General features: G+C 55.5%; 21 protein-coding genes. 16 read left to right on the top strand and 5 right to left on the bottom strand.

The features are described from left to right. Positions 1-211 precede the first annotated feature (211 nt). The 11 genes from ACOTX2_RS10735 to npr all read left to right on the top strand — a co-directional run bounded on the left by ACOTX2_RS10735 (position 212) and on the right by npr (position 8,131). Complete coding sequence (locus ACOTX2_RS10735) at positions 212-1,189, top strand: calcium/sodium antiporter (RefSeq protein WP_003861852.1); 978 nt, start codon at positions 212-214, stop codon at positions 1,187-1,189. Between the two features lie 13 nt (positions 1,190-1,202). Beyond that, a complete protein-coding gene (gene kdsD, locus ACOTX2_RS10730; protein WP_003861853.1) occupies positions 1,203-2,189 on the top strand; it encodes an arabinose-5-phosphate isomerase KdsD in 987 nt (328 codons plus the stop codon). A gap of 14 nt (positions 2,190-2,203) precedes the next feature. Then, positions 2,204-2,770, top strand: a complete 567-nt coding sequence (gene kdsC / locus ACOTX2_RS10725; RefSeq protein WP_045622106.1) for a 3-deoxy-manno-octulosonate-8-phosphatase KdsC — start codon at positions 2,204-2,206, stop codon at positions 2,768-2,770. Continuing rightward, positions 2,767-3,342, top strand: a complete 576-nt coding sequence (lptC, locus tag ACOTX2_RS10720; RefSeq protein WP_022649529.1) for an LPS export ABC transporter periplasmic protein LptC — start codon at positions 2,767-2,769, stop codon at positions 3,340-3,342. Before kdsC ends, lptC begins: the two co-directional genes overlap by 4 nt. Continuing rightward, on the top strand, positions 3,311-3,865 hold the full coding sequence (gene lptA, locus ACOTX2_RS10715; protein WP_006812136.1) for a lipopolysaccharide ABC transporter substrate-binding protein LptA: 555 nt from the start codon (positions 3,311-3,313) through the stop codon (positions 3,863-3,865). Before lptC ends, lptA begins: the two co-directional genes overlap by 32 nt. Positions 3,866-3,871: 6 nt before the next feature. Continuing rightward, positions 3,872-4,597: an LPS export ABC transporter ATP-binding protein gene (gene lptB / locus ACOTX2_RS10710; RefSeq protein ID WP_003861862.1), complete on the top strand. Its 726-nt coding sequence runs from the start codon at positions 3,872-3,874 to the stop codon at positions 4,595-4,597. A 47-nt stretch (positions 4,598-4,644) separates the two neighbouring features. Beyond that, a complete protein-coding gene (gene rpoN, locus ACOTX2_RS10705) occupies positions 4,645-6,078 on the top strand; it encodes an RNA polymerase factor sigma-54 (protein ID WP_022649530.1) in 1,434 nt (477 codons plus the stop codon). Between the two features lie 22 nt (positions 6,079-6,100). Then, a complete protein-coding gene (gene hpf / locus ACOTX2_RS10700) occupies positions 6,101-6,388 on the top strand; it encodes a ribosome hibernation promoting factor (protein WP_014171818.1) in 288 nt (95 codons plus the stop codon). An 82-nt stretch (positions 6,389-6,470) separates the two neighbouring features. Next, positions 6,471-6,962 carry a PTS IIA-like nitrogen regulatory protein PtsN gene (gene ptsN, locus ACOTX2_RS10695; RefSeq protein WP_003861869.1) on the top strand — a complete coding sequence of 164 codons (492 nt, stop codon included), beginning with the start codon at positions 6,471-6,473 and terminating at the stop codon, positions 6,960-6,962. A gap of 45 nt (positions 6,963-7,007) precedes the next feature. Then, positions 7,008-7,862, top strand: coding sequence for an RNase adapter RapZ (rapZ, locus tag ACOTX2_RS10690; protein ID WP_003861870.1), 855 nt, complete (start codon positions 7,008-7,010; stop codon positions 7,860-7,862). Beyond that, the gene (npr, locus tag ACOTX2_RS10685; RefSeq protein WP_003861872.1) at positions 7,859-8,131 is read left to right on the top strand and encodes a PTS phosphocarrier protein NPr; all 273 of its coding nucleotides are present in this window, start codon (positions 7,859-7,861) and stop codon (positions 8,129-8,131) included. Before rapZ ends, npr begins: the two co-directional genes overlap by 4 nt. A gap of 39 nt (positions 8,132-8,170) precedes the next feature. On the opposite strand, the gene mtgA is transcribed toward npr, so the two are convergent. The 5 genes from mtgA to lptF form a co-directional block, all read right to left on the bottom strand. After that, positions 8,171-8,896 (bottom strand): monofunctional biosynthetic peptidoglycan transglycosylase, encoded by a 726-nt coding sequence (gene mtgA / locus ACOTX2_RS10680; RefSeq protein ID WP_022649531.1) that lies wholly within the window; start codon positions 8,894-8,896, stop codon positions 8,171-8,173. Continuing rightward, a complete protein-coding gene (elbB, locus tag ACOTX2_RS10675) occupies positions 8,893-9,546 on the bottom strand; it encodes an isoprenoid biosynthesis glyoxalase ElbB (protein WP_038416794.1) in 654 nt (217 codons plus the stop codon). The genes mtgA and elbB overlap by 4 nt, the downstream gene beginning before the upstream one ends. Positions 9,547-9,778: 232 nt before the next feature. Continuing rightward, positions 9,779-12,112, bottom strand: a complete 2,334-nt coding sequence (gene arcB / locus ACOTX2_RS10670; protein ID WP_032626426.1) for an aerobic respiration two-component sensor histidine kinase ArcB — start codon at positions 12,110-12,112, stop codon at positions 9,779-9,781. A gap of 137 nt (positions 12,113-12,249) precedes the next feature. Continuing rightward, positions 12,250-13,332 (bottom strand): LPS export ABC transporter permease LptG, encoded by a 1,083-nt coding sequence (gene lptG / locus ACOTX2_RS10665; RefSeq protein ID WP_022649534.1) that lies wholly within the window; start codon positions 13,330-13,332, stop codon positions 12,250-12,252. Beyond that, entirely contained in the window at positions 13,332-14,432 is a 1,101-nt protein-coding gene (gene lptF / locus ACOTX2_RS10660; RefSeq protein WP_000584142.1) for an LPS export ABC transporter permease LptF, read from the bottom strand. Before lptF ends, lptG begins: the two co-directional genes overlap by 1 nt. 265 nt (positions 14,433-14,697) lie before the next feature. Here lptF and pepA point away from each other — a divergent pair, with 265 nt between their 5' ends. The 5 genes from pepA to ahr all read left to right on the top strand — a co-directional run bounded on the left by pepA (position 14,698) and on the right by ahr (position 21,356). Beyond that, entirely contained in the window at positions 14,698-16,209 is a 1,512-nt protein-coding gene (pepA, locus tag ACOTX2_RS10655) for a leucyl aminopeptidase (protein ID WP_003861882.1), read from the top strand. Between the two features lie 118 nt (positions 16,210-16,327). Continuing rightward, positions 16,328-16,771 (top strand): DNA polymerase III subunit chi, encoded by a 444-nt coding sequence (gene holC, locus ACOTX2_RS10650; RefSeq protein ID WP_003861884.1) that lies wholly within the window; start codon positions 16,328-16,330, stop codon positions 16,769-16,771. Then, positions 16,771-19,626, top strand: a complete 2,856-nt coding sequence (locus ACOTX2_RS10645; protein WP_063147845.1) for a valine--tRNA ligase — start codon at positions 16,771-16,773, stop codon at positions 19,624-19,626. Before holC ends, ACOTX2_RS10645 begins: the two co-directional genes overlap by 1 nt. A gap of 123 nt (positions 19,627-19,749) precedes the next feature. Continuing rightward, complete coding sequence (locus ACOTX2_RS10640; RefSeq protein ID WP_003861887.1) at positions 19,750-20,253, top strand: GNAT family N-acetyltransferase; 504 nt, start codon at positions 19,750-19,752, stop codon at positions 20,251-20,253. Between the two features lie 83 nt (positions 20,254-20,336). After that, entirely contained in the window at positions 20,337-21,356 is a 1,020-nt protein-coding gene (ahr, locus tag ACOTX2_RS10635; protein ID WP_022649538.1) for an NADPH-dependent aldehyde reductase Ahr, read from the top strand. Positions 21,357-21,381 lie beyond the last annotated feature (25 nt).

Raw genomic sequence — 21,381 nt, 5'->3', positions numbered from 1 at the left:
ACCTTGCTTCACTGCTGGCATGAAGCGTAAATCAGCCCTAAACCCCGCATTTTTACAGAATATTCACTATTGGGGTTAGCGAAAGCTGGCATTTGTTTTACTTTTCCGGCGCATAAAGTCAAAATTAGGAATTCGTCACGTCTCAGACTTCATCTGGCGCTAAAATTCGTGCGCAGTGGACCAGCGAGTATACCTGAAGAAAGGACTTTTGATGCTTTTAGCAACAGCACTGTTAATAATTGGTTTACTGTTGGTGGTCTACAGTGCTGACCGTTTGGTCTTTGCCGCATCCATTCTCTGTCGACTCATTGGCATGCCGCCCATCATTATTGGGATGACGGTGGTCAGTGTAGGCACATCGCTTCCTGAAATCATCGTTTCTGTTTCAGCCTCGTTGCATGGCCAGGTCGACCTCGCTATTGGCACTGCGATTGGCTCTAACATCGTCAATATCTTGCTGATTTTAGGCTTAGCCGCATTACTGCATCCATTTCGCGTACATTCCGATGTTTTGCGTCGTGAATTGCCGCTAATGTTAGTCGTCAGTCTGCTGGCAGGCTATGTGCTTTATGACGGGGTGCTGAGCGTCGGTGACGGTATATTCCTGCTCGCCCTGGCCGTGATCTGGTTGCTTTACAGCGTGAAGATCGCACGTCTGGCGGAAAAACAGGGTAATGATAGCCTCACGCGTGAGCATCTCGCCGAGCTGCCACGGGAAGGGACCTTACCCGTCGCCCTGCTGTGGCTGGGCGTCGCGCTGATCATAATGCCAATGGCCACGCGGATGGTGGTCGATAACGCGACGGTGCTGGCGAACGCGTTTGCGATGAGCGAACTGACAATCGGTCTGACGGTCATCGCCATCGGCACCAGCCTGCCAGAGCTGGCTACCGCCATCGCCGGGGCACGTAAAGGGGAAGATGATATCGCCATCGGCAATATCATTGGCTCGAATATTTTCAATATCGCGATCGTGACGGGGCTGCCGGCATTAATCTCACCGGGGCCGTTTAACCCTATGGTCTTCACGCGCGATTACGGTGTGATGCTGCTGGTCAGCGTAATTTTCGCCCTGCTCTGCTGGCGGCGAAAAGAGCAGATCGGCAAAGGCGCGGGCGCGCTGCTGACGGGTGGATTTATCGTATGGCTGGCGATGCTGTACTGGCTCTCGCCACTTCTCTCTGGGTAAACGGAAACGCATTATGTCGCAAATAGAATTGCAGCCGGGTTTTGACTTTCAGAAAGCAGGCAAAGACGTTCTGGAGATTGAACGTGAAGGTCTGGCGCAGTTAGATCAGTACATTAATCAGGATTTTAGTCTGGCCTGTGAGAAGATGTTCTACTGCGCCGGTAAAGTCGTGGTGATGGGGATGGGCAAATCCGGCCATATCGGGCGCAAAATGGCGGCGACCTTTGCCAGTACCGGCACGTCGTCATTCTTCGTTCATCCCGGTGAAGCCGCGCACGGTGACCTCGGCATGGTTACGCCGCAGGACGTGGTTATTGCGCTGTCCAACTCCGGGGAATCGAATGAAATCCTGGCGTTGATCCCGGTGCTGAAGCGTCTGCACGTACCGCTGATTTGCATGACCAGCCGCCCGGAAAGCAGCATGGCGCGTGCGGCAGATATTCACCTGTGCGTGAAGGTGCCGAAAGAAGCCTGTCCGCTGGGGCTGGCGCCGACCTCCAGCACAACCGCCGCGCTGGTGATGGGCGATGCCCTTGCCGTTGCGCTGCTGGAAGCCCGCGGTTTTACGCCTGAAGATTTCGCTCTGTCTCACCCCGGCGGCGCGCTCGGGCGCAAACTGCTGCTGCGGGTCAACGATATTATGCACACCGGGGATGAGATCCCGCACGTCAGCAAAGAGGCCTCTTTGCGCGACGCGTTACTGGAGATCACCCGTAAAAACCTGGGCATGACGGTTATCTGCGACGATCTGATGAAGATTCAGGGCATTTTCACCGACGGCGACCTGCGCCGGGTATTCGATATGGGTGTGGATGTCCGAACGCTGGGCATCGCTGATGTAATGACACCAGGCGGGATCCGCGTCCGTCCGGGCACGCTGGCGGTAGATGTACTGAACCTGATGCAGTCCCGTCATATTACCTCAGTGATGGTTGCCGATGGCGACCAACTGCTGGGTGTGGTACATATGCATGATCTGCTGCGCGCTGGCGTAGTGTAATGAAGGATAAGACAATGAGTAATGCGGGTGCATCCCTTGCAACCTGTTATGGCCCGGTGAGCGCCCACATGATGGCAAAGGCGGAAAATATCCGCCTGCTGATCCTCGATGTGGATGGTGTGCTCTCCGACGGTCTGATTTATATGGGCAATAACGGCGAAGAGCTGAAAGCCTTTAACGTTCGCGACGGTTACGGTATCCGCTGTGCGCTCACGTCCGGTATTGAAGTTGCAATCATCACCGGGCGGAAAGCTAAACTGGTAGAAGATCGGTGTGAAACGCTGGGCATTACACATCTCTATCAGGGGCAGTCTGATAAGATGGTAGCCTTCCGGGATCTGTTGGGAAAACTGGCCATTGCACCAGAGAATGTGGCATACGTCGGGGATGATTTGATCGACTGGCCAGTCATGGCGGAGGTGGGTCTGAGCATCGCCGTGGCTGACGCGCACCCGCTGCTGCTCCCGCGTGCTGATTATGTTACCCATATTCACGGTGGCCGCGGCGCCGTCCGTGAAGTCTGCGATCTGCTTCTGCTGGCGCAGGGCAAGCTTGATGAGGCGAAAGGGCAATCGATATGAGTAAAACCAGACGTTGGGTTATCATTCTGCTTGCGCTTGTCGCCCTGGTACTGATTGGCGTAAACCTCGCCGACCGCGAAGATACGCAAGCGGAAGTGGTTAACACGAGCGACCCGACCTATAAAAGCGATCACAGCGACACCGTGGTCTATAGCCCGGAAGGCGCGCTGAACTATCGCCTCGTTGCTCAGCATGTAGAATATTTTTCAGATGACGGTACTTCGTGGTTTACCCAACCGGTCATGACCACCTTTGATACGGACAAAGTGCCGACGTGGTCTATCAAGTCTGACCGGGCAAAACTGACAAATGACCGTATGCTTTACCTGTATGGTCACGTTGAAGTCAACGCCCTGACCGCTGACGCGCAACTGCGAAAAATTACGACGGATAACGCCCAGATCAACCTGGTCACCCAGGATGTCACGTCGCAGGATTTAGTCACCCTGTATGGCACAACATTTAATTCCAGCGGTTTAAGAATGCGCGGGAACTTACGCAGCAAAAACGCCGAGCTGATTGAAAAGGTTAGAACCTCCTATGAAATTCAAAACAAACAAACTCAGCCTTAAAGTTGTTATCGCCAGCGCGCTGCTGGCGGCCAGTCTTCCCGCGCTTGCTGTGACTGGCGACACCGAACAGCCGATTCATATTGAATCCGATACCCAGTCTCTGGATATGCAGGGTAACGTCGTCACCTTTACCGGCAACGTGGTCATGACCCAGGGCACCATCAAAATCAACGCCGACAAAGTGGTCGTTACCCGACCGGGCGGCGAGCAGGGCAAAGAGATTATCGATGGTTATGGCAACCCGGCCACCTTCTACCAGATGCAGGACAACGGCAAGCCGGTGAAAGGCCATGCCTCGCATATGCACTATGAACTGGCGAAGGATCTGGTCATCCTGACCGGTAATGCTTACCTGGAACAGCTGGACAGCAATATCAAAGGCGACAAGATCACTTATCTGGTGAAAGAGCAGAAAATGCAGGCCTCCAGTGAAAAAGGCAAACGCGTCACGACCGTTCTTGTGCCTTCGCAATTGCAGGACAAGAACAACGGCCAGGCTCCGGCACAGAAAAAGAGTAACTAATTCGTTATGGCAACTTTAACTGCAAAAAACCTCGCGAAAGCGTATAAGGGCCGCCGCGTCGTCGAAGATGTCAGTCTGACCGTCAACTCCGGCGAAATCGTGGGTTTGCTTGGCCCTAACGGGGCGGGTAAAACCACGACTTTCTACATGGTGGTGGGCATCGTCCCGCGTGACGCCGGCAACATCATCATCGATGATGAAGATATCAGTCTGCTGCCACTGCATGCCCGCGCGCGTCGTGGCATCGGCTATCTGCCGCAGGAAGCCTCCATCTTCCGCCGCTTAAGCGTGTTCGACAACCTGATGGCCGTGCTCCAGATCCGTGACGATCTGACCAGCGAGCAGCGCACTGACCGTGCGAACGAGCTGATGGAAGAGTTTCATATCGAACATCTGCGTGACAGCCTCGGTCAGGCGCTGTCCGGTGGTGAACGCCGCCGCGTTGAGATTGCGCGCGCGCTGGCAGCAAACCCGAAATTTATCCTGCTGGATGAACCGTTTGCGGGCGTTGACCCCATCTCCGTTATTGATATCAAACGTATTATTGAGCACCTGCGCGACAGCGGGCTTGGCGTACTGATCACGGACCACAACGTTCGCGAAACGCTGGCCGTGTGTGAGCGCGCCTACATAGTGAGCCAGGGCCATCTGATTGCCCACGGTACGCCGCAGCAAATCCTCGAAGATGAGCATGTTAAGCGCGTGTACCTTGGGGAAGACTTCAGACTCTGATAGGGTAGAGGTTAAGTCACGCCGAACCGGAGAAAAACGCTCTGAACATGAAGCAAGGTTTGCAATTACGGCTCAGCCAGCAACTGGCCATGACGCCGCAGCTACAACAGGCAATCCGTCTGTTGCAGCTGTCCACGTTAGAACTCCAGCAGGAGCTCCAGCAGGCGCTGGACAGCAATCCGCTGCTGGAGCAAACCGATCTTCATGACGAGGTAGACGCTCAGCAGACGCAGGACACAGAAACGCTCGACTCCGTAGATGCGCTCGAACAGAAAGAGATGCCGGAGGAACTGCCGCTGGATGCCAGCTGGGATGAAATCTACACCGCGGGTACCCCTTCCGGGACGCGTGCAGATTACCAGGACGATGAACTCCCGGTCTACCAGGGCGAAACTACCCAGTCGCTTCAGGACTACTTAATGTGGCAGGTGGAGCTGACGCCTTTCTCCGATACCGATCGCGCCATTGCCACCTCGATTGTCGATGCCGTTGACGACACGGGCTATTTGACCGTGACGCTGGACGAGATTCTGGAAAGCATCGGCGATGACGAGATTGAACTGGAAGAGATCGAAGCCGTCCTGAAACGCGTTCAGCGTTTCGACCCGATTGGCGTTGCTGCGAAAGATCTGCGCGACTGCCTTCTGATCCAGCTTTCGCAGTTTGCCAAAGAGACACCGTGGATTGACGAAGCCCGGCTCATCATCAGCGAGCATCTGGATTTGCTGGCAAATCACGACTTCCGCACCCTGATGCGCGTCACGCGCCTCAAAGAAGAGGTGCTGAAGGAAGCGGTGAATCTGATCCAGTCACTCGATCCGCGTCCGGGGCAATCTATCCAGACCAGCGAACCGGAATACGTTATTCCTGATGTGCTGGTGAGAAAACACAATGGCCGCTGGGTCGTTGAACTGAACGCCGACAGCATTCCTCGCCTGCAAATCAACCAGCAATACGCCTCCATGTGCACCAGCGCCCGTAACGACGCTGATAATCAATACATTCGCAGCAACCTTCAGGAAGCACGCTGGTTGATTAAGAGTCTGGAAAGCCGTAATGACACGCTGCTGCGCGTCAGCCGCTGTATTGTCGAACAGCAGCAGGCATTCTTTGAGCAGGGCGAAGAGTTTATGAAACCGATGGTGCTGGCGGACATCGCCCAGGCCGTCGAGATGCATGAATCAACCATTTCCCGCGTGACCACGCAGAAGTATCTGCACAGCCCACGCGGTATTTTTGAGCTTAAGTATTTCTTCTCCAGCCACGTGAACACCGAAGGCGGCGGCGAAGCCTCGTCAACAGCTATTCGCGCACTGGTGAAGAAGTTGATCGCCGCGGAGAACCCCGCGAAGCCACTCAGTGACAGTAAGTTAACCACCATGCTGTCCGATCAGGGTATTATGGTGGCACGCCGTACTGTCGCGAAGTATCGAGAGTCTTTATCCATTCCGCCGTCTAACCAGCGTAAACAACTGGTTTGACACAACCGATAAGGAAGACACTATGCAGCTCAATATCACCGGACATAACGTCGAAATTACTGAGGCTTTACGCGATTTTGTAAACGCTAAGTTCGCGAAACTCGAGCAGTATTTCGAGAGGATCAACCAGGTCTATGTTGTGTTGAAAGTGGAGAAAGTGACGCATATCTCGGATGCGACCCTGCACGTCAACGGAGGGGAACTTCATGCCAGTGCGGAAGGGCAAGACATGTACGCGGCTATCGACGGCTTGATTGATAAGCTTGCGAGACAGCTCAATAAACATAAAGATAAACTGAAACAACACTAATTGTCCGGGCAGTTAACGGGTGCAGGACGGCCTGTTGTGAAACACAACAGGCCATTTGTACAGTTAGCGCTTAGGTGAAATTATGATAAACAACGATTCCGCTCTTCAACTGAGCAATGTCCTTAACCAGGATTGTACCCGCAGTGGCGTTCACTGCCAGAGCAAAAAACGTGCGCTGGAAATCATCAGTGAGCTGGCCGCAAAACAGCTGGGTCTGCCGCCGCAGATCGTGTTTGAAGCCATTCTGACCCGTGAAAAAATGGGCAGTACCGGCATCGGCAATGGCATTGCGATCCCGCATGGCAAGCTGGAAGAAGATACGCTGCGTGCCGTGGGGGTGTTTGTGCAACTGGAAACGCCTATCGCTTTTGACGCCATCGATAACCAGCCTGTGGATCTGCTCTTCGCGCTGCTGGTTCCTGCCGATCAGACCAAAACCCACCTGCACACGCTGTCGCTGGTTGCCAAACGTCTGGCGGATAAAACCATTTGTCGTCGACTGCGCTCAGCTCAAAGTGATGAAGAGCTTTATCAAATTATCACTGAAGCAGAAGGCAATCAGGATGAGGCATAATCGGGAAAGGGCCTTCAGAACGGCTTCCCTGAGGAGAAACGGAACATGGTGCTGATGATCGTCAGCGGTCGTTCGGGGTCCGGGAAGTCCGTGGCCCTGCGCGCGCTGGAAGACATGGGATTTTACTGCGTAGATAACCTGCCGGTAGTGCTGTTACCCGATCTGGCGCGGACGCTGGCGGACAGGCAAATCTCTGCCGCCGTCAGTATTGACGTGCGTAACATGCCGGAATCGCCGGAAATCTTCGAGCAGGCAATGAACAGCCTGCCGGAATGCTTCTCGCCTCAGCTCTTGTTCCTGGATGCTGACCGCAACACGCTGATCCGCCGTTACAGCGATACACGTCGTTTGCACCCGCTCTCGAGTAAAAATCTTTCGCTGGAAAGCGCCATCGATAAAGAGAGCGATCTGCTTGAGCCGCTGCGTTCCCGGGCCGACCTGATTGTCGACACCTCAGAAATGTCCGTCCACGAGCTGGCGGAAATGCTGCGTACTCGCTTACTCGGCAAGCGCGAGCGCGAACTGACGATGGTGTTTGAATCCTTCGGCTTTAAGCACGGTATCCCTATCGATGCGGATTACGTTTTTGATGTGCGTTTCCTGCCGAACCCACACTGGGATCCGAAACTGCGTCCGATGACCGGTCTGGATAAGCCGGTGGCGGCGTTCCTCGACCGACACACAGAAGTACACAATTTTATCTACCAGACGCGAAGCTACCTTGAGCTATGGTTACCTATGCTGGAGACAAACAATCGTAGCTATCTGACGGTGGCGATTGGCTGTACCGGCGGTAAACATCGTTCGGTCTACATTGCCGAACAGCTGGCCGATTACTTCCGCTCACGCGGGAAGAACGTTCAGTCCCGTCATCGCACGCTGGAAAAACGCAAAACATGACCGTAAAACAGACCGTCGAAATCACCAATAAGCTGGGCATGCATGCGCGCCCGGCGATGAAGCTGTTTGAACTGATGCAGGGTTTTGATGCTGAGGTGCTGCTGCGCAACGATGAGGGAACCGAGGCAGAAGCCAACAGCGTGATTGCGCTGCTGATGCTGGATTCTGCCAAAGGCCGCCAGATTGAAGTTGAAGCCACCGGCCCGCAGGAAGAAGAAGCGCTGGCGGCAGTGATTGCCCTGTTTAACGCCGGGTTTGACGAAGATTAACGTTCGCCACGTCGGCGGGTAGCGCTGCGCTTACCCGCTTTACATAAGATTATTTCGCTCCATAAACCCTTCCCCACCCAGCTGACGCATCTGGCGCATAATCCACGCCTGGCGGCTTCGCACGTAGCCTGACGGCGCGCTGGCCTTAAAACGCAGCGGGTTCGGCAGCACGGCGGCAAGCAGTGCCGCTTCGGACATAGTCAGCCTGCTGGCGGGCTTGCCAAAATAGCGCTGCGATGCCGATTCGACGCCAAACACGCCGTCACCAAACTCCGCGATATTCAGGTAGACGGTCAAAATGCGTTTTTTGCTCCACACCGTCTCGACGCCCAGCGTCAGCCCGGCCTCCAGCCCTTTTCTCACCCAGCTGCGACCGTCCCATAAGAACAGATTTTTTACCGTCTGCTGAGAAAGCGTCGACGCACCGCGGACGCGGTTTTCATGACGTTCATTATGATCCAGCGCCTTCTCGATAGCCGCCACGTCAAAACCCCAGTGCTCCGGGAATTTCTGATCTTCTGCCGCAATGACCGCCAGCCCCATCCACGGGGAGATTTCATCCATGCCGACCCAGTCTGAGTGGGCAACATAGCCAAAATCACCCGAGAGCCAGGCGCTAATCTGCCGCTCTGCCATCACGGCCGAGAACGGGACGGGCAGGATGCTGAACAGCGCAATGCCTCCGCCCCAAAAAACGGCCAGGACCAGCACAATACGCAGCAGGATCCGTTTTAACCACCCGCCAGGGGATAATTTACGGCTCATTCGGTAAGAACCAGCACTCTGTCCACCAGCTTTTCAATGCCTGCAGCAGCCTCGGCAATGTTCTGCGCCAGCATATACGCCGGCGTGGTGACGATTTTATTGTCCTCATCCACCACAATGTCGTCTACCGGGCATGGCACGTGTTCGCCGCCCATATCTTCGACAATTTCAGCAGTATCAATGTCGGTTCCGATCGTGAGCCGCAGCGGGAAATCAAAAATCTTCGGCAGCATGGCTGGCGCAATGCAGATAAAGCCCTGCGGCTTACCTGCCGCATGCATCGCCAGCGATAGCGCTTTTAAGTCGGGCTCGACCTGACACGCCGCGCCTTGCGTTGCAAACGTGCTCAGGTTTTTCGCCGCGCCAAAGCCGCCCGGCACGATGAGCGCATCTAGCTCAGCCGCATCGGCCTGTACCAGCGGATGAATATCCCCGCGCACAATACGTGCCGCTTCAATCAGCACGTTACGGCTTTCCGCCATTGGCTCGCCGGTAAGATGATTAACCACGTCTGCCTGCGTTTTATCCGGAGCGAAGCAGATAACGTCGGCCCCCTGGCGCGATAATGCCAGCAGCGTTAATACGGTTTCATGTATCTCTGAACCATCGTAAACGCCACATCCGCTCAGCACGACACCCACTTTCTTCATTCTGACGATCCTTCTATGCAACTCGCTGAAGCACATTAAAAATTCTGATTAAAACGCTATGCTTCACACATTTCACTGATTCATGTAACAAACTGTTTAAGATTTGCTATCTTATCTGCGTGCGGCCTTAATTTTCAGGCGGCGTCCATGCGAAAACAACCCATAAAAATCAGGCGCAGCCACGATTTCCCTGGTGTTGGCGCAGTATTCGCGCACCCCGGTATAGCCGGGGTCATTTTTTTCGGGATTCTACCCAGGCTTTCAGCACTGCCACATCGTTTTGCCACTCTTGTTTCATCTCTTCAACCCAATCACCTACGTTATCTTCCCAGGCAGGTAAATCAGGCGACTGAATCTGTTGGCCCAGCTGCTGGAGATGGCGTAACCCGACTGAACCAGCTGCGCCTTTGATTTTATGTCCCTCTTCGACGATGCCCTTCTGGTCACGCGCCGTCAGGTTGGATTCGAGCACGTTCAGATAGCCCGGCATCATTTTTTCAAACACGGCCAGGCCATCGGTGATCAGTTTGGGTCCCACCAGATCGATATACTGCTCCAGCATGGCGGTATCCAGTATCGTTTGGGTTTTAGCGCTATCAACAGACGTCATGGTGCTCTCCTCTTCATCGCAGGTATCCCAGAACTTCTTGATCATCGCCGTCAGGGCAGGTACTGCCAGCGGCTTGCTGAGCACATCGTCCATACCGGCCTCGAGGTACTCTTTTTTATCTTTCAGCACGTTTGCGGTCAACGCAACCAGCGGCGGCAGCTCGTCAGGAGCATATTTGCGCGTCAGCTCGCGGGAGATATCCAGCCCGGTCATGTCCGGTAGCTGAATATCGAGCAGCACCAGGTCGTACTCGCCCGGCGTGAACATCTCCAGCGCGGCTTTGCCGGTCATCGCGACATCCACGCTGTTACCGAGTTTTTCCAGTACCGACCGGGCGACAATGACGTTCAGCTCAATATCTTCAACCAGCAGGACGTGCAGGGCTGGAAGCGGCATATCGTCGTTCTCAAACGTATCTTCCACTTCTTCAGCAACAGCAGGGGCGTGGACGGTAAGCGTAAAGGTGGAGCCTTTACCCGGCTGGCTGGCAACGGTGATATCCCCACCCATACTTTTCGCCAGACGTTTCGACACCGCCAGGCCAATGCCCGTGCCGGTCGCCGGTTTACCGCCGTGGCTGTCTTTAACCTGATAATACATGGCGAAGATCTTATCCTGCTCATCCTGAGGAATGCCGATACCCGAGTCCTCAACTTCAAAGTGCAGCATGTCCCCCTCATCATAGCGAATGCGCACCGCAACCTGTCCCTTCTGGGTAAACTTCACGGCGTTGCTGATGAGATTCCACAGGATCTGACGCAGACGCGTGCCGTCCGTCACCACTTTATGCGGCAGCGGCAGCGTCGGTTCCATCACGAAGCTCAGTCCTTTCTGCTGGGCCTGCAAACCTGACAGGTTCTCCAGGTCCGCGAGGAAGCCGGTAAAATCAACCGGCTGGTTGTCGAGCTGAACCTTACGGCGCTCCATCTTATCCATGTCGATAATATCATTGAAGATATTGCCCAGCGTGACCGCCGAAACGTGGATCGTTTTGAGGTATTTTTCCTGCTCGCTGGTCAGGTCGGTATCCAGCAGAATACGGCTCAGCCCCACGATACCGTTTAGCGGCGTACGAAGCTCATGGCTGATGGTGGAGATGAAGGTGGTCTTGTCACGACTGGCGCGCTCCAGCGCATCCTGATATCGCTTACGCTCGGTGATATCACGGCCAAAGCCCATCAGACCATGACGTTTACCCACCCGGTCGTAATAAGGCACTTTGCGGATTTCAAAGCAGGCTTTGCGCCCGTCGGGGTAGTCCAGCCACTGCTCATAGGTCAACGAGACGTTATGACGGAACACCTTTTCATCCGTCTCCATCACTTTTGCCGCCGCCTCTTCGGAATAGACATCCTGAGGTTTCAGGTGGATCAGCTGCTTTTCGCTTTTCCCGGTCAACAGTTCCATGGCCCGGTTACAGCCGGAGAACTCTTTATCTTCATTACGATAGAAAACCAGATCCGGCGACGCATCGAGGAACGAGCGCAGGAAAGAGGATTGCTGTTCAAGCTGGATCTGCGTGACCTCACGCTCTTTCATCTCAATTTTCAGCTGCTCCAGCGTGGTCTGACGCTCGGCTTCCGCCTTCTCACGGTCTGAAATTTCCTGATTCAGCTGGGCAATGTTGTCCTTGAGCTGAACGTTGAGTTTAAGATCGCGCTCGCGCATCTCTTCCAGCTTATCCACCAGTTTCGATAAACGCTGTCGGGACTCTTCCAGCTGCTCAACCACCACGGAGAGGAAATAGACCGCCCATGGGGTGATCAGCAGGCCAAAGAAAATAGAGCGGATCACGTCGATGCTCTCGACCTGACCATGCAGAACCATGGTCACGGCCATTTGCACGACGATGGCCAGAACGACCAGCGCCAGCGCCAGCAGCATGGAAAAACGCACCAGCCCGAGCTTCATCATCAGGTCCACGTAGTACTGGGCCAGCATTCGAATTTGCTTCATAGAGGATCCCTTCACGACTTTATCGCTCAATAATACTCAAATTCACGGCGAGGCGTTGAAGGTTGTGAGAAAAAGTGCGGGGTGAAACAGGAGATTAGCCTCGCCCCCGGGCAAGCGGGAGCGAGGAGGAAGGTTTATCAGGAGCGTTTTAGCAGCATCCAGAGGCTGATCAGGAAGAAACTGGCGCTCGGCAACAGCGCGCCGATAATTGGCGGAATGCCATACACCAGCGTCAGCGGACCAAAAATCTGATCGAGGACATAGAACACGAAGCCAAAGCTGATACCGGTTACCACGCGAACCCCCATCGGCACGCTACGTAGCGGTCCAAAGATGAACGACAGCGCCATCAGCATCATCACCGCCACGGACAGCGGCTGGAAGATTTTACTCCACATGTTGAGCTGGTAACGCCCCGCATCCTGCCCGCTCGATTTCAGATACTTCACGTAGTTATGCAGACCGCTGATGGAGAGCGCATCGGGATCAAGCGCCACGACGCCAAGCTTGTCCGGCGTCAGGTCGGTTTTCCAGGTACCGCTAACGGTCTGCGAACCGGTGATCTGTTTCGGGTTAGTCAGGTCAGATTCATCAACCTGGGATAACCGCCACAGCTTGTTGTTTGCATCAAATTTAGCAGAGGCGGCATAACGCACTGACTGCAAACGACGATCGTTATTGAAAGCATAGATACTCACGCCACCCAGTTCGTCATCCCCTTTCACGCGTTCGATATAGACGAAGTTCTGGCCATCTTTCGCCCATAATCCCTGCTGCGTGGAGAGCAGAGAACCGCCGTACATCGCCTGAGCACGGTAGTTACGCGCCATCTGTTCGCCCTGCGGCGCGACCCATTCGCCGATCGCCATGGTCAGCAGCACCAGCGGGATCGCGGTTTTCATCACCGACAGCGCAACCTGCATACGGGTAAAGCCCGATGCCTGCATCACCACCAGTTCGCTACGCTGAGCCAGCATCCCCAGGCCCAGCAGCGCACCCAGCAGGGCCGCCATTGGAAAGAAGATCTGCACATCTTTTGGTACGCTGAGCAGGGTGTACATCCCGGCGCCCAACGCGTCGTAACTCCCCTGCCCGGCTTTTTTCAGCTGGTCGACAAATTTGATAATGCCCGAGAGCGACACCAGCATGAACAGGGTCATCATGATGGTGGTAAAAATTGTTTTACCGATATAGCGGTCAAGTACGCCAAACGCCTGCATTAGATGGCTCCTTTACGCGTAAACCGGGCACGAAGACGACGCACAGGCACCGTGTCCCACAAGTTGAGTCCGACTGCCAGCAGCAGATACAAACCATTCACGACCCAGGTCCAGATCATCGGGTCAATTTTTCCTTTCCCTCCGTTAGACTTGATTGAGGTTTGCAGCAGGAAGAACACCAGATACAGCAGCATCGCTGGCAGCATCGACAGCACGCGGCCCTGACGCGGGTTCACCACGCTCAGCGGCACTACCATCAGCGCCATCATAAATACGGTGAATACCAGCGTGATACGCCAGTGCAGTTCAGCACGCGCACGATCGGTATCAGTATTCATTAAGGTGCGCATATCCATCTGCTCAGTATCCGTTGGATCGAGCGCGACGGCCTGATGACCAATGATGGCCTGGTAGTTCTGGAAATCGGTGATACGGAAGTCACGCAGCATAGCCGTGCCTTCGAAACGCGTTCCTTTGTTCAGCGTGACAACCTGAGAGCCGTCTTTACGCTGCGCCAGCTGACCGGAATCCGCCACTACCACAGAAGGGCGAGCGTTACCTTTCGGGCGCAGTTGAGCAAGAAACACGTCATTGAAGCGGTTGCCATCGACGCTTTCGATAAACAGCACGGAGTTACCGTCGGTCGCCTGCTGGAACTGCCCCTGCGCCAGCGCCGCCAGCCCCGGGTTAGCTTTTGCTTCCGCCAGCACCTCATCCTGATGACGGGACGAGGTCGGCCCCGCCCACATGACGTTAACCGCGGCAACAATGCCCGTAAACAGCGCCAGCACCATGGCTGCCTTTACCAGTACGGCCTTACTGAGGCCGCAGGCATGCATCACGGTGATTTCACTTTCGGTATAGAGCTTACCCAGGGTCATCAGCAGACCAAGGAACAGGCTTAACGGCAGGATAAGCTGCGCCATTTCCGGCACGCCAAGCCCGAGCAGGGAAAGCACCAGATTCGTTGGGATTTCGCCATCAACTGCCGCGCCGAGGATCCTGACCAGCTTCTGACAGAAAAAGATCAGAAGAAGGATAAAGAGGATCGCCAGTTGGCTCTTCAGCGTCTCCCGAACCAGATATCTTATGATTATCACTTTAAATACGCCCGTTAAAACTCGTCTTATGCAGGAATTTAGCTTGTTTCATGGCTTAAACGTCATTTATTCTCTTGAGTCGTCGAAATCATCGCTAAGATTAAAAAACCCGGCGGATTCGCGCTTCATGACATTTATTGACGTGTCGAAACCGTAGTAACGTAAGATTAACACGAAGTCACCACAACGGCGGACATGAGTTACGAAAGGTTTCAATTCTATCCGTAGCCGCCGCCGTTGTCTTTAAGATTCAGGAGCGTAGTGCATGGAGTTCAGTGTAAAAAGCGGTAGCCCGGAGAAACAGCGGAGTGCCTGCATCGTTGTGGGCGTCTTTGAACCACGCCGACTCTCCCCGATCGCCGAGCAACTCGATAAAATCAGCGACGGCTATATCAGCGCCCTGCTGCGCCGTGGCGAACTGGAAGGCAAACCAGGGCAGACCCTGTTGCTGCACCACGTTCCAAACGTCCTGTCCGAGCGTATTCTGCTGATTGGCTGCGGTAAAGAACGTGAGCTTGATGAGCGCCAGTACAAGCAGGTTATTCAGAAAACCATTAATACACTGAATGATACTGGTTCGATGGAAGCCGTCTGCTTCCTCACAGAGCTGCACGTTAAGGGCCGCAACACGTACTGGAAAGTACGCCAGGCCGTCGAAACCGCAAAAGAGAGCCTCTACAGCTTTGATCAGTTGAAGACCACCAAAAGCGAGCCGCGTCGCCCGCTGCGTAAAATGGTCTTTAACGTGCCGACCCGTCGCGAGCTGACCAGCGGCGAGCGCGCCATTCAGCACGGTCTGGCGATTGCTGCCGGTATTAAAGCGGCAAAAGATCTTGGCAATATGCCGCCAAACATCTGTAACGCCGCGTACCTGGCGTCACAGGCGCGCCAGCTGGCTGACGCCTACAGCAAGAACGTCATCACCCGCGTTATCGGCGAACAGCAGATGAAAGAGCTGGGGATGCACTCTTATCTGGCGGTCGGTAACGGCTCCCAGAACGAATCCCTGATGTCGGTCATCGAATACAAAGGCAATCCGTCTGAAGACGCGCGTCCGATCGTGCTCGTTGGCAAAGGGCTGACCTTCGACTCCGGCGGTATCTCCATCAAGCCTTCAGAAGGCATGGATGAGATGAAGTACGACATGTGTGGCGCGGCGGCGGTTTACGGCGTCATGCGCATGGTCGCGGAACTTCAGTTGCCCATCAACGTGATCGGCGTGCTGGCGGGCTGCGAAAACATGCCTGGCGGCCGCGCTTATCGCCCGGGTGATGTGCTGACTACCATGTCCGGCCAGACCGTTGAAGTGCTGAACACCGACGCCGAAGGCCGTCTGGTGCTGTGCGACGTGCTGACCTACGTTGAGCGTTTCGAACCTGAAGCGGTTATCGACGTAGCTACCCTGACCGGCGCCTGCGTGATTGCGCTGGGGCATCACATCACCGGCCTGATGTCGAACCACAATCCGCTGGCGCATGAGCTGATCGGCGCGTCCGAACAGGCTGGCGACCGCGCGTGGCGTCTGCCGCTGGGGGACGAGTTCCAGGAACAGCTGGAGTCTAACTTCGCGGACATGGCGAACATTGGTGGTCGTCCTGGCGGCGCAATTACCGCAGGCTGCTTCCTGGCGCGCTTCACCCGCAAGTACAACTGGGCGCACCTGGACATTGCGGGGACCGCATGGCGCTCCGGTAAAGCCAAAGGCGCGACCGGACGTCCGGTGGCGCTGCTGTCGCAGTTCCTGCTCAATCGCGCGGGTTTTAACGGCGACGAGTGATGAAAAACGCCGGGTAGCGGCTTCGCCTTACCCGGCCTACAACGTCACTCAACCGTAGGCCGGGTAAGCGTAGCGCCACCCGGCTTTGCATTTAAATCCACGACAAGAAACCCCATATATGAAGAATGCAACGTTCTACCTTCTGGACAATGACACCCATCAGGATGGCCTCAGCGCCGTTGAACAACTGGTGTGTGAAATTGCCGCAGAACGTTGGCGCGCAGGTAAACGCGTCCTGATTGCCTGTGAAGATGAGCAGCAGGCGATTCGTCTGGATGAAGCGCTATGGGCGCGCCCGCCGGAGAGTTTTGTTCCGCATAACCTGTCGGGCGAAGGTCCACGCGGCGGGGCACCGGTGGAGATTGCCTGGCCGCAAAAACGCAACAGCAGCGCGCGCGACATTCTCATTAGCCTGCGGACAGACTTTGCAGATTTTGCCACCGCTTTCACAGAAGTGGTAGACTTTGTCCCTTACGAAGAATCTTTGAAACAGCTGGCGCGCGAACGCTACAAAGCGTACCGCCTGGCCGGTTTTAACCTGAATACGGCAACCTGGAAATAATGGAAAAGACATATAACCCACGCGATATCGAACAGCCGCTTTACGAGCACTGGGAACAGCAGGGCTATTTCAAGCCTAACGGCGACGAAAGCAAAGAGTCCTTCTGCATCATGATCCCGCCGCCGAACGTCACCGGCAGTTTGCATATGGGGCATGCTTTCCAGCAGACCATCATGGATACCATGATCCGCTACCAGCGTATGCAGGGTAAAAACACCCTGTGGCAGGCGGGGACTGACCACGCGGGTATCGCGACCCAGATGGTGGTTGAGCGTAAAATTGCCGCTGAAGAGGGTAAAACCCGCCACGACTACGGTCGCGACGCGTTTATCGACAAAATCTGGCAGTGGAAAGCGGAATCCGGCGGCACCATTACCCGTCAGATGCGCCGTCTCGGCAACTCCGTGGACTGGGAGCGTGAGCGCTTCACCATGGACGAAGGCCTGTCCAACGCCGTGAAAGAAGTCTTTGTGCGCCTGTACAAAGAAGACCTGATTTACCGTGGCAAACGCCTGGTCAACTGGGACCCGAAACTGCGTACCGCCATCTCTGACCTGGAAGTGGAAAACCGCGAGTCTAAAGGCTCCATGTGGCACATCCGCTATCCGCTGGCCGACGGCGCGAAAACCGCCGACGGTAAAGATTACCTGGTGGTGGCGACCACCCGTCCGGAAACCCTGCTGGGCGATACCGGCGTGGCCGTTAACCCGGAAGATCCGCGCTATAAAGATCTGATCGGCAAATTTGTGGTGCTGCCGCTGGTGAACCGCCGTATTCCGATTGTGGGCGACGAACACGCCGACATGGAAAAAGGCACCGGCTGCGTGAAAATCACTCCGGCACACGACTTTAACGACTATGAAGTCGGTCGTCGCCATCAACTTCCGATGATCAACATTCTGACCTTCGACGGCGATATCCGCGAAAGCGCAGAAGTGTACGACACCAAAGGCAACGAATCCGACGTTTATTCCAGCGACATCCCGGCTGAGTTCCAGAAGCTGGAGCGCTTTGCCGCGCGTAAAGCCGTCGTAGCCGCCGTGGACGCGCTCGGCCTGCTGGAAGAGATTAAACCTCACGATCTGACCGTGCCGTACGGCGACCGTGGCGGCGTAGTTATCGAGCCAATGCTGACCGATCAGTGGTACGTGCGTGCCGACGTGCTGGCGAAACCGGCTGTGGAAGCGGTTGAGAACGGCAGCATTCAGTTCGTGCCGAAGCAGTACGAAAACATGTACTTCTCCTGGATGCGCGATATTCAGGACTGGTGTATCTCCCGTCAGCTGTGGTGGGGTCACCGTATCCCGGCGTGGTACGACAATGAAGGCAACGTCTACGTTGGCCGCACCGAAGAGGAAGTGCGTCAGGAAAACAACCTGGGCACTGACGTTGCGCTGCGCCAGGACGAAGACGTGCTGGATACCTGGTTCTCTTCCGCGCTGTGGACCTTCTCGACCCTCGGCTGGCCGGAAAACACCGACGCGCTGCGTCAGTTCCACCCAACCAGCGTGATGGTCTCCGGCTTCGACATCATCTTCTTCTGGATCGCCCGCATGATCATGATGACCATGCACTTCATCAAAGACGAAGATGGCAAGCCGCAGGTTCCGTTCCATACCGTCTACATGACCGGCCTGATCCGCGACGACGAAGGTCAGAAGATGTCCAAATCCAAGGGTAACGTTATCGACCCGCTGGACATGGTTGATGGTATCTCTCTGGAAGAGCTGCTGGAAAAACGTACCGGCAACATGATGCAGCCGCAGCTGGCGGAGAAAATCCGCAAGCGTACCGAGAAGCAGTTCCCGAACGGGATCGAATCTCACGGTACCGACGCCCTGCGCTTCACCCTGGCGGCGCTGGCCTCCACCGGTCGTGACATCAACTGGGATATGAAGCGTCTCGAAGGTTACCGTAACTTCTGTAACAAGCTGTGGAACGCCAGCCGCTTCGTGCTGATGAACACCGAAGATCAGGATTGCGGCTTTAACGGCGGCGAAATGACCCTGTCTCTGGCAGACCGCTGGATCCTGGCGGAATTTAACCAGACGGTGAAATCGTTCCGCGACGCGCTGGACAGCTACCGCTTCGACATCGCGGCAGGCATCCTGTACGAATTCACCTGGAACCAGTTCTGTGACTGGTATCTGGAGCTGGCGAAGCCGGTCATGAACGGCGGCACTGAGGCGGAGCTGCGCGGTACGCGTAATACGCTGATTACCGTCCTGGAAGGTCTGCTGCGCCTTGCGCACCCGATCATTCCGTTCATCACCGAAACCATCTGGCAGCGCGTGAAGGTGATTGCCGGTATTAACGCCGATACCATCATGCTCCAGCCGTTCCCGGCATTCGATGCCGCGAAAGTGGATGAAGCCGCGTCTGCGGATACCGAGTGGCTGAAACAGGCGATCGTTGCGGTACGTAACATCCGCGCGGAAATGAACATCGCTCCGGGTAAACCACTGGAGTTGCTGCTGCGCGGTTGCAGCGAAGCTGTCGTTCGTCGCGTCACCGAGAACAACACCTTCCTGAAAACCATGGCGCGTCTGGAAAGCATCACCGTGCTGCCTGCCGATGATAAAGGTCCGGTTTCCGTGACCAAAATTATCGACGGCGCGGAGCTGTTGATCCCGATGGCGGGCCTGATCGACAAAGACGCTGAGCTGGCTCGTCTGGCGAAAGAAGTGGCGAAAGTCGACGTGGAAATCGGCAAAATCGAAAGCAAACTGGCGAACGAAGGCTTTGTGGCCCGCGCGCCGGAAGCGGTCATCGCCAAAGAGCGTGAGCGTCTGGTTGCCTTCGCCGATGCGAAGACCAAACTGATCGAGCAGCAGGCGGTTATCGCAGCCCTGTAATGCTTTTACCCCTTACGCTTCAGGGCGTAAGGGGTATCCTTCCTGAAAACTCCTCGCTTGCACTCCCCTTTCTGCGGTGCTATTAACAGCAGTTGTGTGTCAATTTTTGTCATGAGTAATGCTATGAGCGTGATTACCCCCGTCGCGACGACAATGCGTCGGATCACTGAGCAGGACAACCCGGCTATCGCCGCCGTTATCCGCACGGTATCGGCCGAATATGGCCTGACCGCCGACAAAGGCTACACCGTGGCCGACCCAAATCTGGACGAACTTTTTCAGCTGTACAGCCAGCCGGGCCATGCCTATTGGGTCATCGAGCAGGACGGCCAGGTCGTGGGCGGCGGCGGCATTGCCCCCCTGCTCTGCAGCGAGCCGGATATCTGTGAACTTCAGAAAATGTATTTCCTGCCAACGATACGCGGACAAGGCCTGGCGAAAAAGCTGGCGCTGGTCGCCCTGGAACATGCACGCTCACAGGGCTTTAAACGTTGCTACCTTGAAACCACCGCTTTCCTTAAAGAGGCCATTGGCCTTTATGAACATCTGGGCTTTGAGCATATCGATGCGCCACTGGGCTGCACGGGCCACGTGGACTGCGAAGTCAGGATGCTGAAAAGTCTGTAAGTTTTGTTCCTGCCGTCTTCTGTTAAGCGTCTGTAAACTGAATGCTCTACACTCACAGTTCACACCAAAACAGGGGAAACGCGATGTCGAAGATAAAAAGCTACGCCGCACCGCAGGCGGGTGCAGAACTTGAGCTGTACGAGTACGATGCGGGCGAACTAAAAGCGGAAGACGTCGAAGTACAGGTGGATTACTGCGGGATCTGCCATTCAGACCTCTCGATGATCGACAATGAATGGGGCTTTTCCAGCTATCCGCTGGTTGCCGGGCACGAAGTCATTGGCCGCGTCGTGGCGCTCGGCAGCGCCGCGCAGGACAAAGGGCTGAAAGTGGGCCAGCGCGTGGGTATCGGCTGGACGGCACGCAGCTGCGGCCACTGCGACGCCTGTATTAGCGGTAACCAGATCAACTGCCTTGAGGGCGCTACGCCGACCATCCTGAACAAGGGTGGTTTCGCCGATAAACTACGCGCCGACTGGCAATGGGTTATCCCGCTGCCGGACAGCATTGATATTGAATCAGCAGGTCCGCTGCTGTGTGGCGGTATCACCGTATTTAAACCGCTGCTGATGCATCACGTAACTGCCACCAGCCGCGTGGGCGTGATCGGTATTGGCGGGCTGGGGCATATTGCCATCAAACTGCTGCACGCGATGGGCTGTGAAGTGACAGCGTTCAGCTCTAACCCGGCGAAAGAGCAGGAAGTGCTGGCGATGGGTGCGGATAAAGTGGTGAACAGTCGCGATCCCGAGGCGCTCACCGCCCTGGCAGGCCAGTTTGACCTGATCATCAACACCGTCAACGTCGATCTCGACTGGCAGCCGTACTTTGAGGCCCTGGCCTACGGTGGTAACTTCCACACCGTGGGTGCGGTGATGAAGCCGCTGCCGGTTCCGGCGTTTACCCTGATCGGCGGCGATCGCAGCGTATCCGGATCTGCTACCGGCACGCCATATGAGTTACGCAAGCTGATGAAGTTTGCCGGACGCACAAAAGTGGCGCCGACCACCGAACTGTATCCGATGTCAAAAATCAACGAAGCAATCCAGCACGTGCGCGACGGTAAAGCCCGCTACCGCGTAGTGTTGAAAGCGGATTTCTGATGTGAGTTTGCCGGGTGGCGGCTTC

The sequence above is a fragment of the Enterobacter cloacae complex sp. IR5412 genome, from assembly GCF_049237385.1.
Classification (GTDB): Bacteria; Pseudomonadota; Gammaproteobacteria; order Enterobacterales; family Enterobacteriaceae; genus Enterobacter; species Enterobacter intestinihominis.
The sequence above is the reverse complement of the archived record's forward strand: the minus strand, read 5'-3'. Positions and strand labels throughout refer to the sequence as shown.

Bases quoted from the DNA above. Each gene is read 5' to 3' on its own strand.
- kdsD (WP_003861853.1), top strand. From the start codon at position 1,203: ATGTCGCAAATAGAATTGCAGCCGGGTTTTGACTTTCAGAAAGCAGGC.
- npr (WP_003861872.1), top strand. From the start codon at position 7,859: ATGACCGTAAAACAGACCGTCGAAATCACCAATAAGCTGGGCATGCAT.
- lptG (WP_022649534.1), bottom strand. From the start codon at position 13,332: ATGCAGGCGTTTGGCGTACTTGACCGCTATATCGGTAAAACAATTTTT.
- holC (WP_003861884.1), top strand. From the start codon at position 16,328: ATGAAGAATGCAACGTTCTACCTTCTGGACAATGACACCCATCAGGAT.
- mtgA (WP_022649531.1), bottom strand. From the start codon at position 8,896: ATGAGCCGTAAATTATCCCCTGGCGGGTGGTTAAAACGGATCCTGCTG.
- ptsN (WP_003861869.1), top strand. From the start codon at position 6,471: ATGATAAACAACGATTCCGCTCTTCAACTGAGCAATGTCCTTAACCAG.
- ACOTX2_RS10640 (WP_003861887.1), top strand. From the start codon at position 19,750: ATGAGCGTGATTACCCCCGTCGCGACGACAATGCGTCGGATCACTGAG.
- elbB (WP_038416794.1), bottom strand. From the start codon at position 9,546: ATGAAGAAAGTGGGTGTCGTGCTGAGCGGATGTGGCGTTTACGATGGT.
- pepA (WP_003861882.1), top strand. From the start codon at position 14,698: ATGGAGTTCAGTGTAAAAAGCGGTAGCCCGGAGAAACAGCGGAGTGCC.
- arcB (WP_032626426.1), bottom strand. From the start codon at position 12,112: ATGAAGCAAATTCGAATGCTGGCCCAGTACTACGTGGACCTGATGATG.
- ACOTX2_RS10645 (WP_063147845.1), top strand. From the start codon at position 16,771: ATGGAAAAGACATATAACCCACGCGATATCGAACAGCCGCTTTACGAG.
- ahr (WP_022649538.1), top strand. From the start codon at position 20,337: ATGTCGAAGATAAAAAGCTACGCCGCACCGCAGGCGGGTGCAGAACTT.
- rpoN (WP_022649530.1), top strand. From the start codon at position 4,645: ATGAAGCAAGGTTTGCAATTACGGCTCAGCCAGCAACTGGCCATGACG.
- hpf (WP_014171818.1), top strand. From the start codon at position 6,101: ATGCAGCTCAATATCACCGGACATAACGTCGAAATTACTGAGGCTTTA.
- lptC (WP_022649529.1), top strand. From the start codon at position 2,767: ATGAGTAAAACCAGACGTTGGGTTATCATTCTGCTTGCGCTTGTCGCC.
- lptA (WP_006812136.1), top strand. From the start codon at position 3,311: ATGAAATTCAAAACAAACAAACTCAGCCTTAAAGTTGTTATCGCCAGC.
- lptB (WP_003861862.1), top strand. From the start codon at position 3,872: ATGGCAACTTTAACTGCAAAAAACCTCGCGAAAGCGTATAAGGGCCGC.
- kdsC (WP_045622106.1), top strand. From the start codon at position 2,204: ATGAGTAATGCGGGTGCATCCCTTGCAACCTGTTATGGCCCGGTGAGC.
- rapZ (WP_003861870.1), top strand. From the start codon at position 7,008: ATGGTGCTGATGATCGTCAGCGGTCGTTCGGGGTCCGGGAAGTCCGTG.
- ACOTX2_RS10735 (WP_003861852.1), top strand. From the start codon at position 212: ATGCTTTTAGCAACAGCACTGTTAATAATTGGTTTACTGTTGGTGGTC.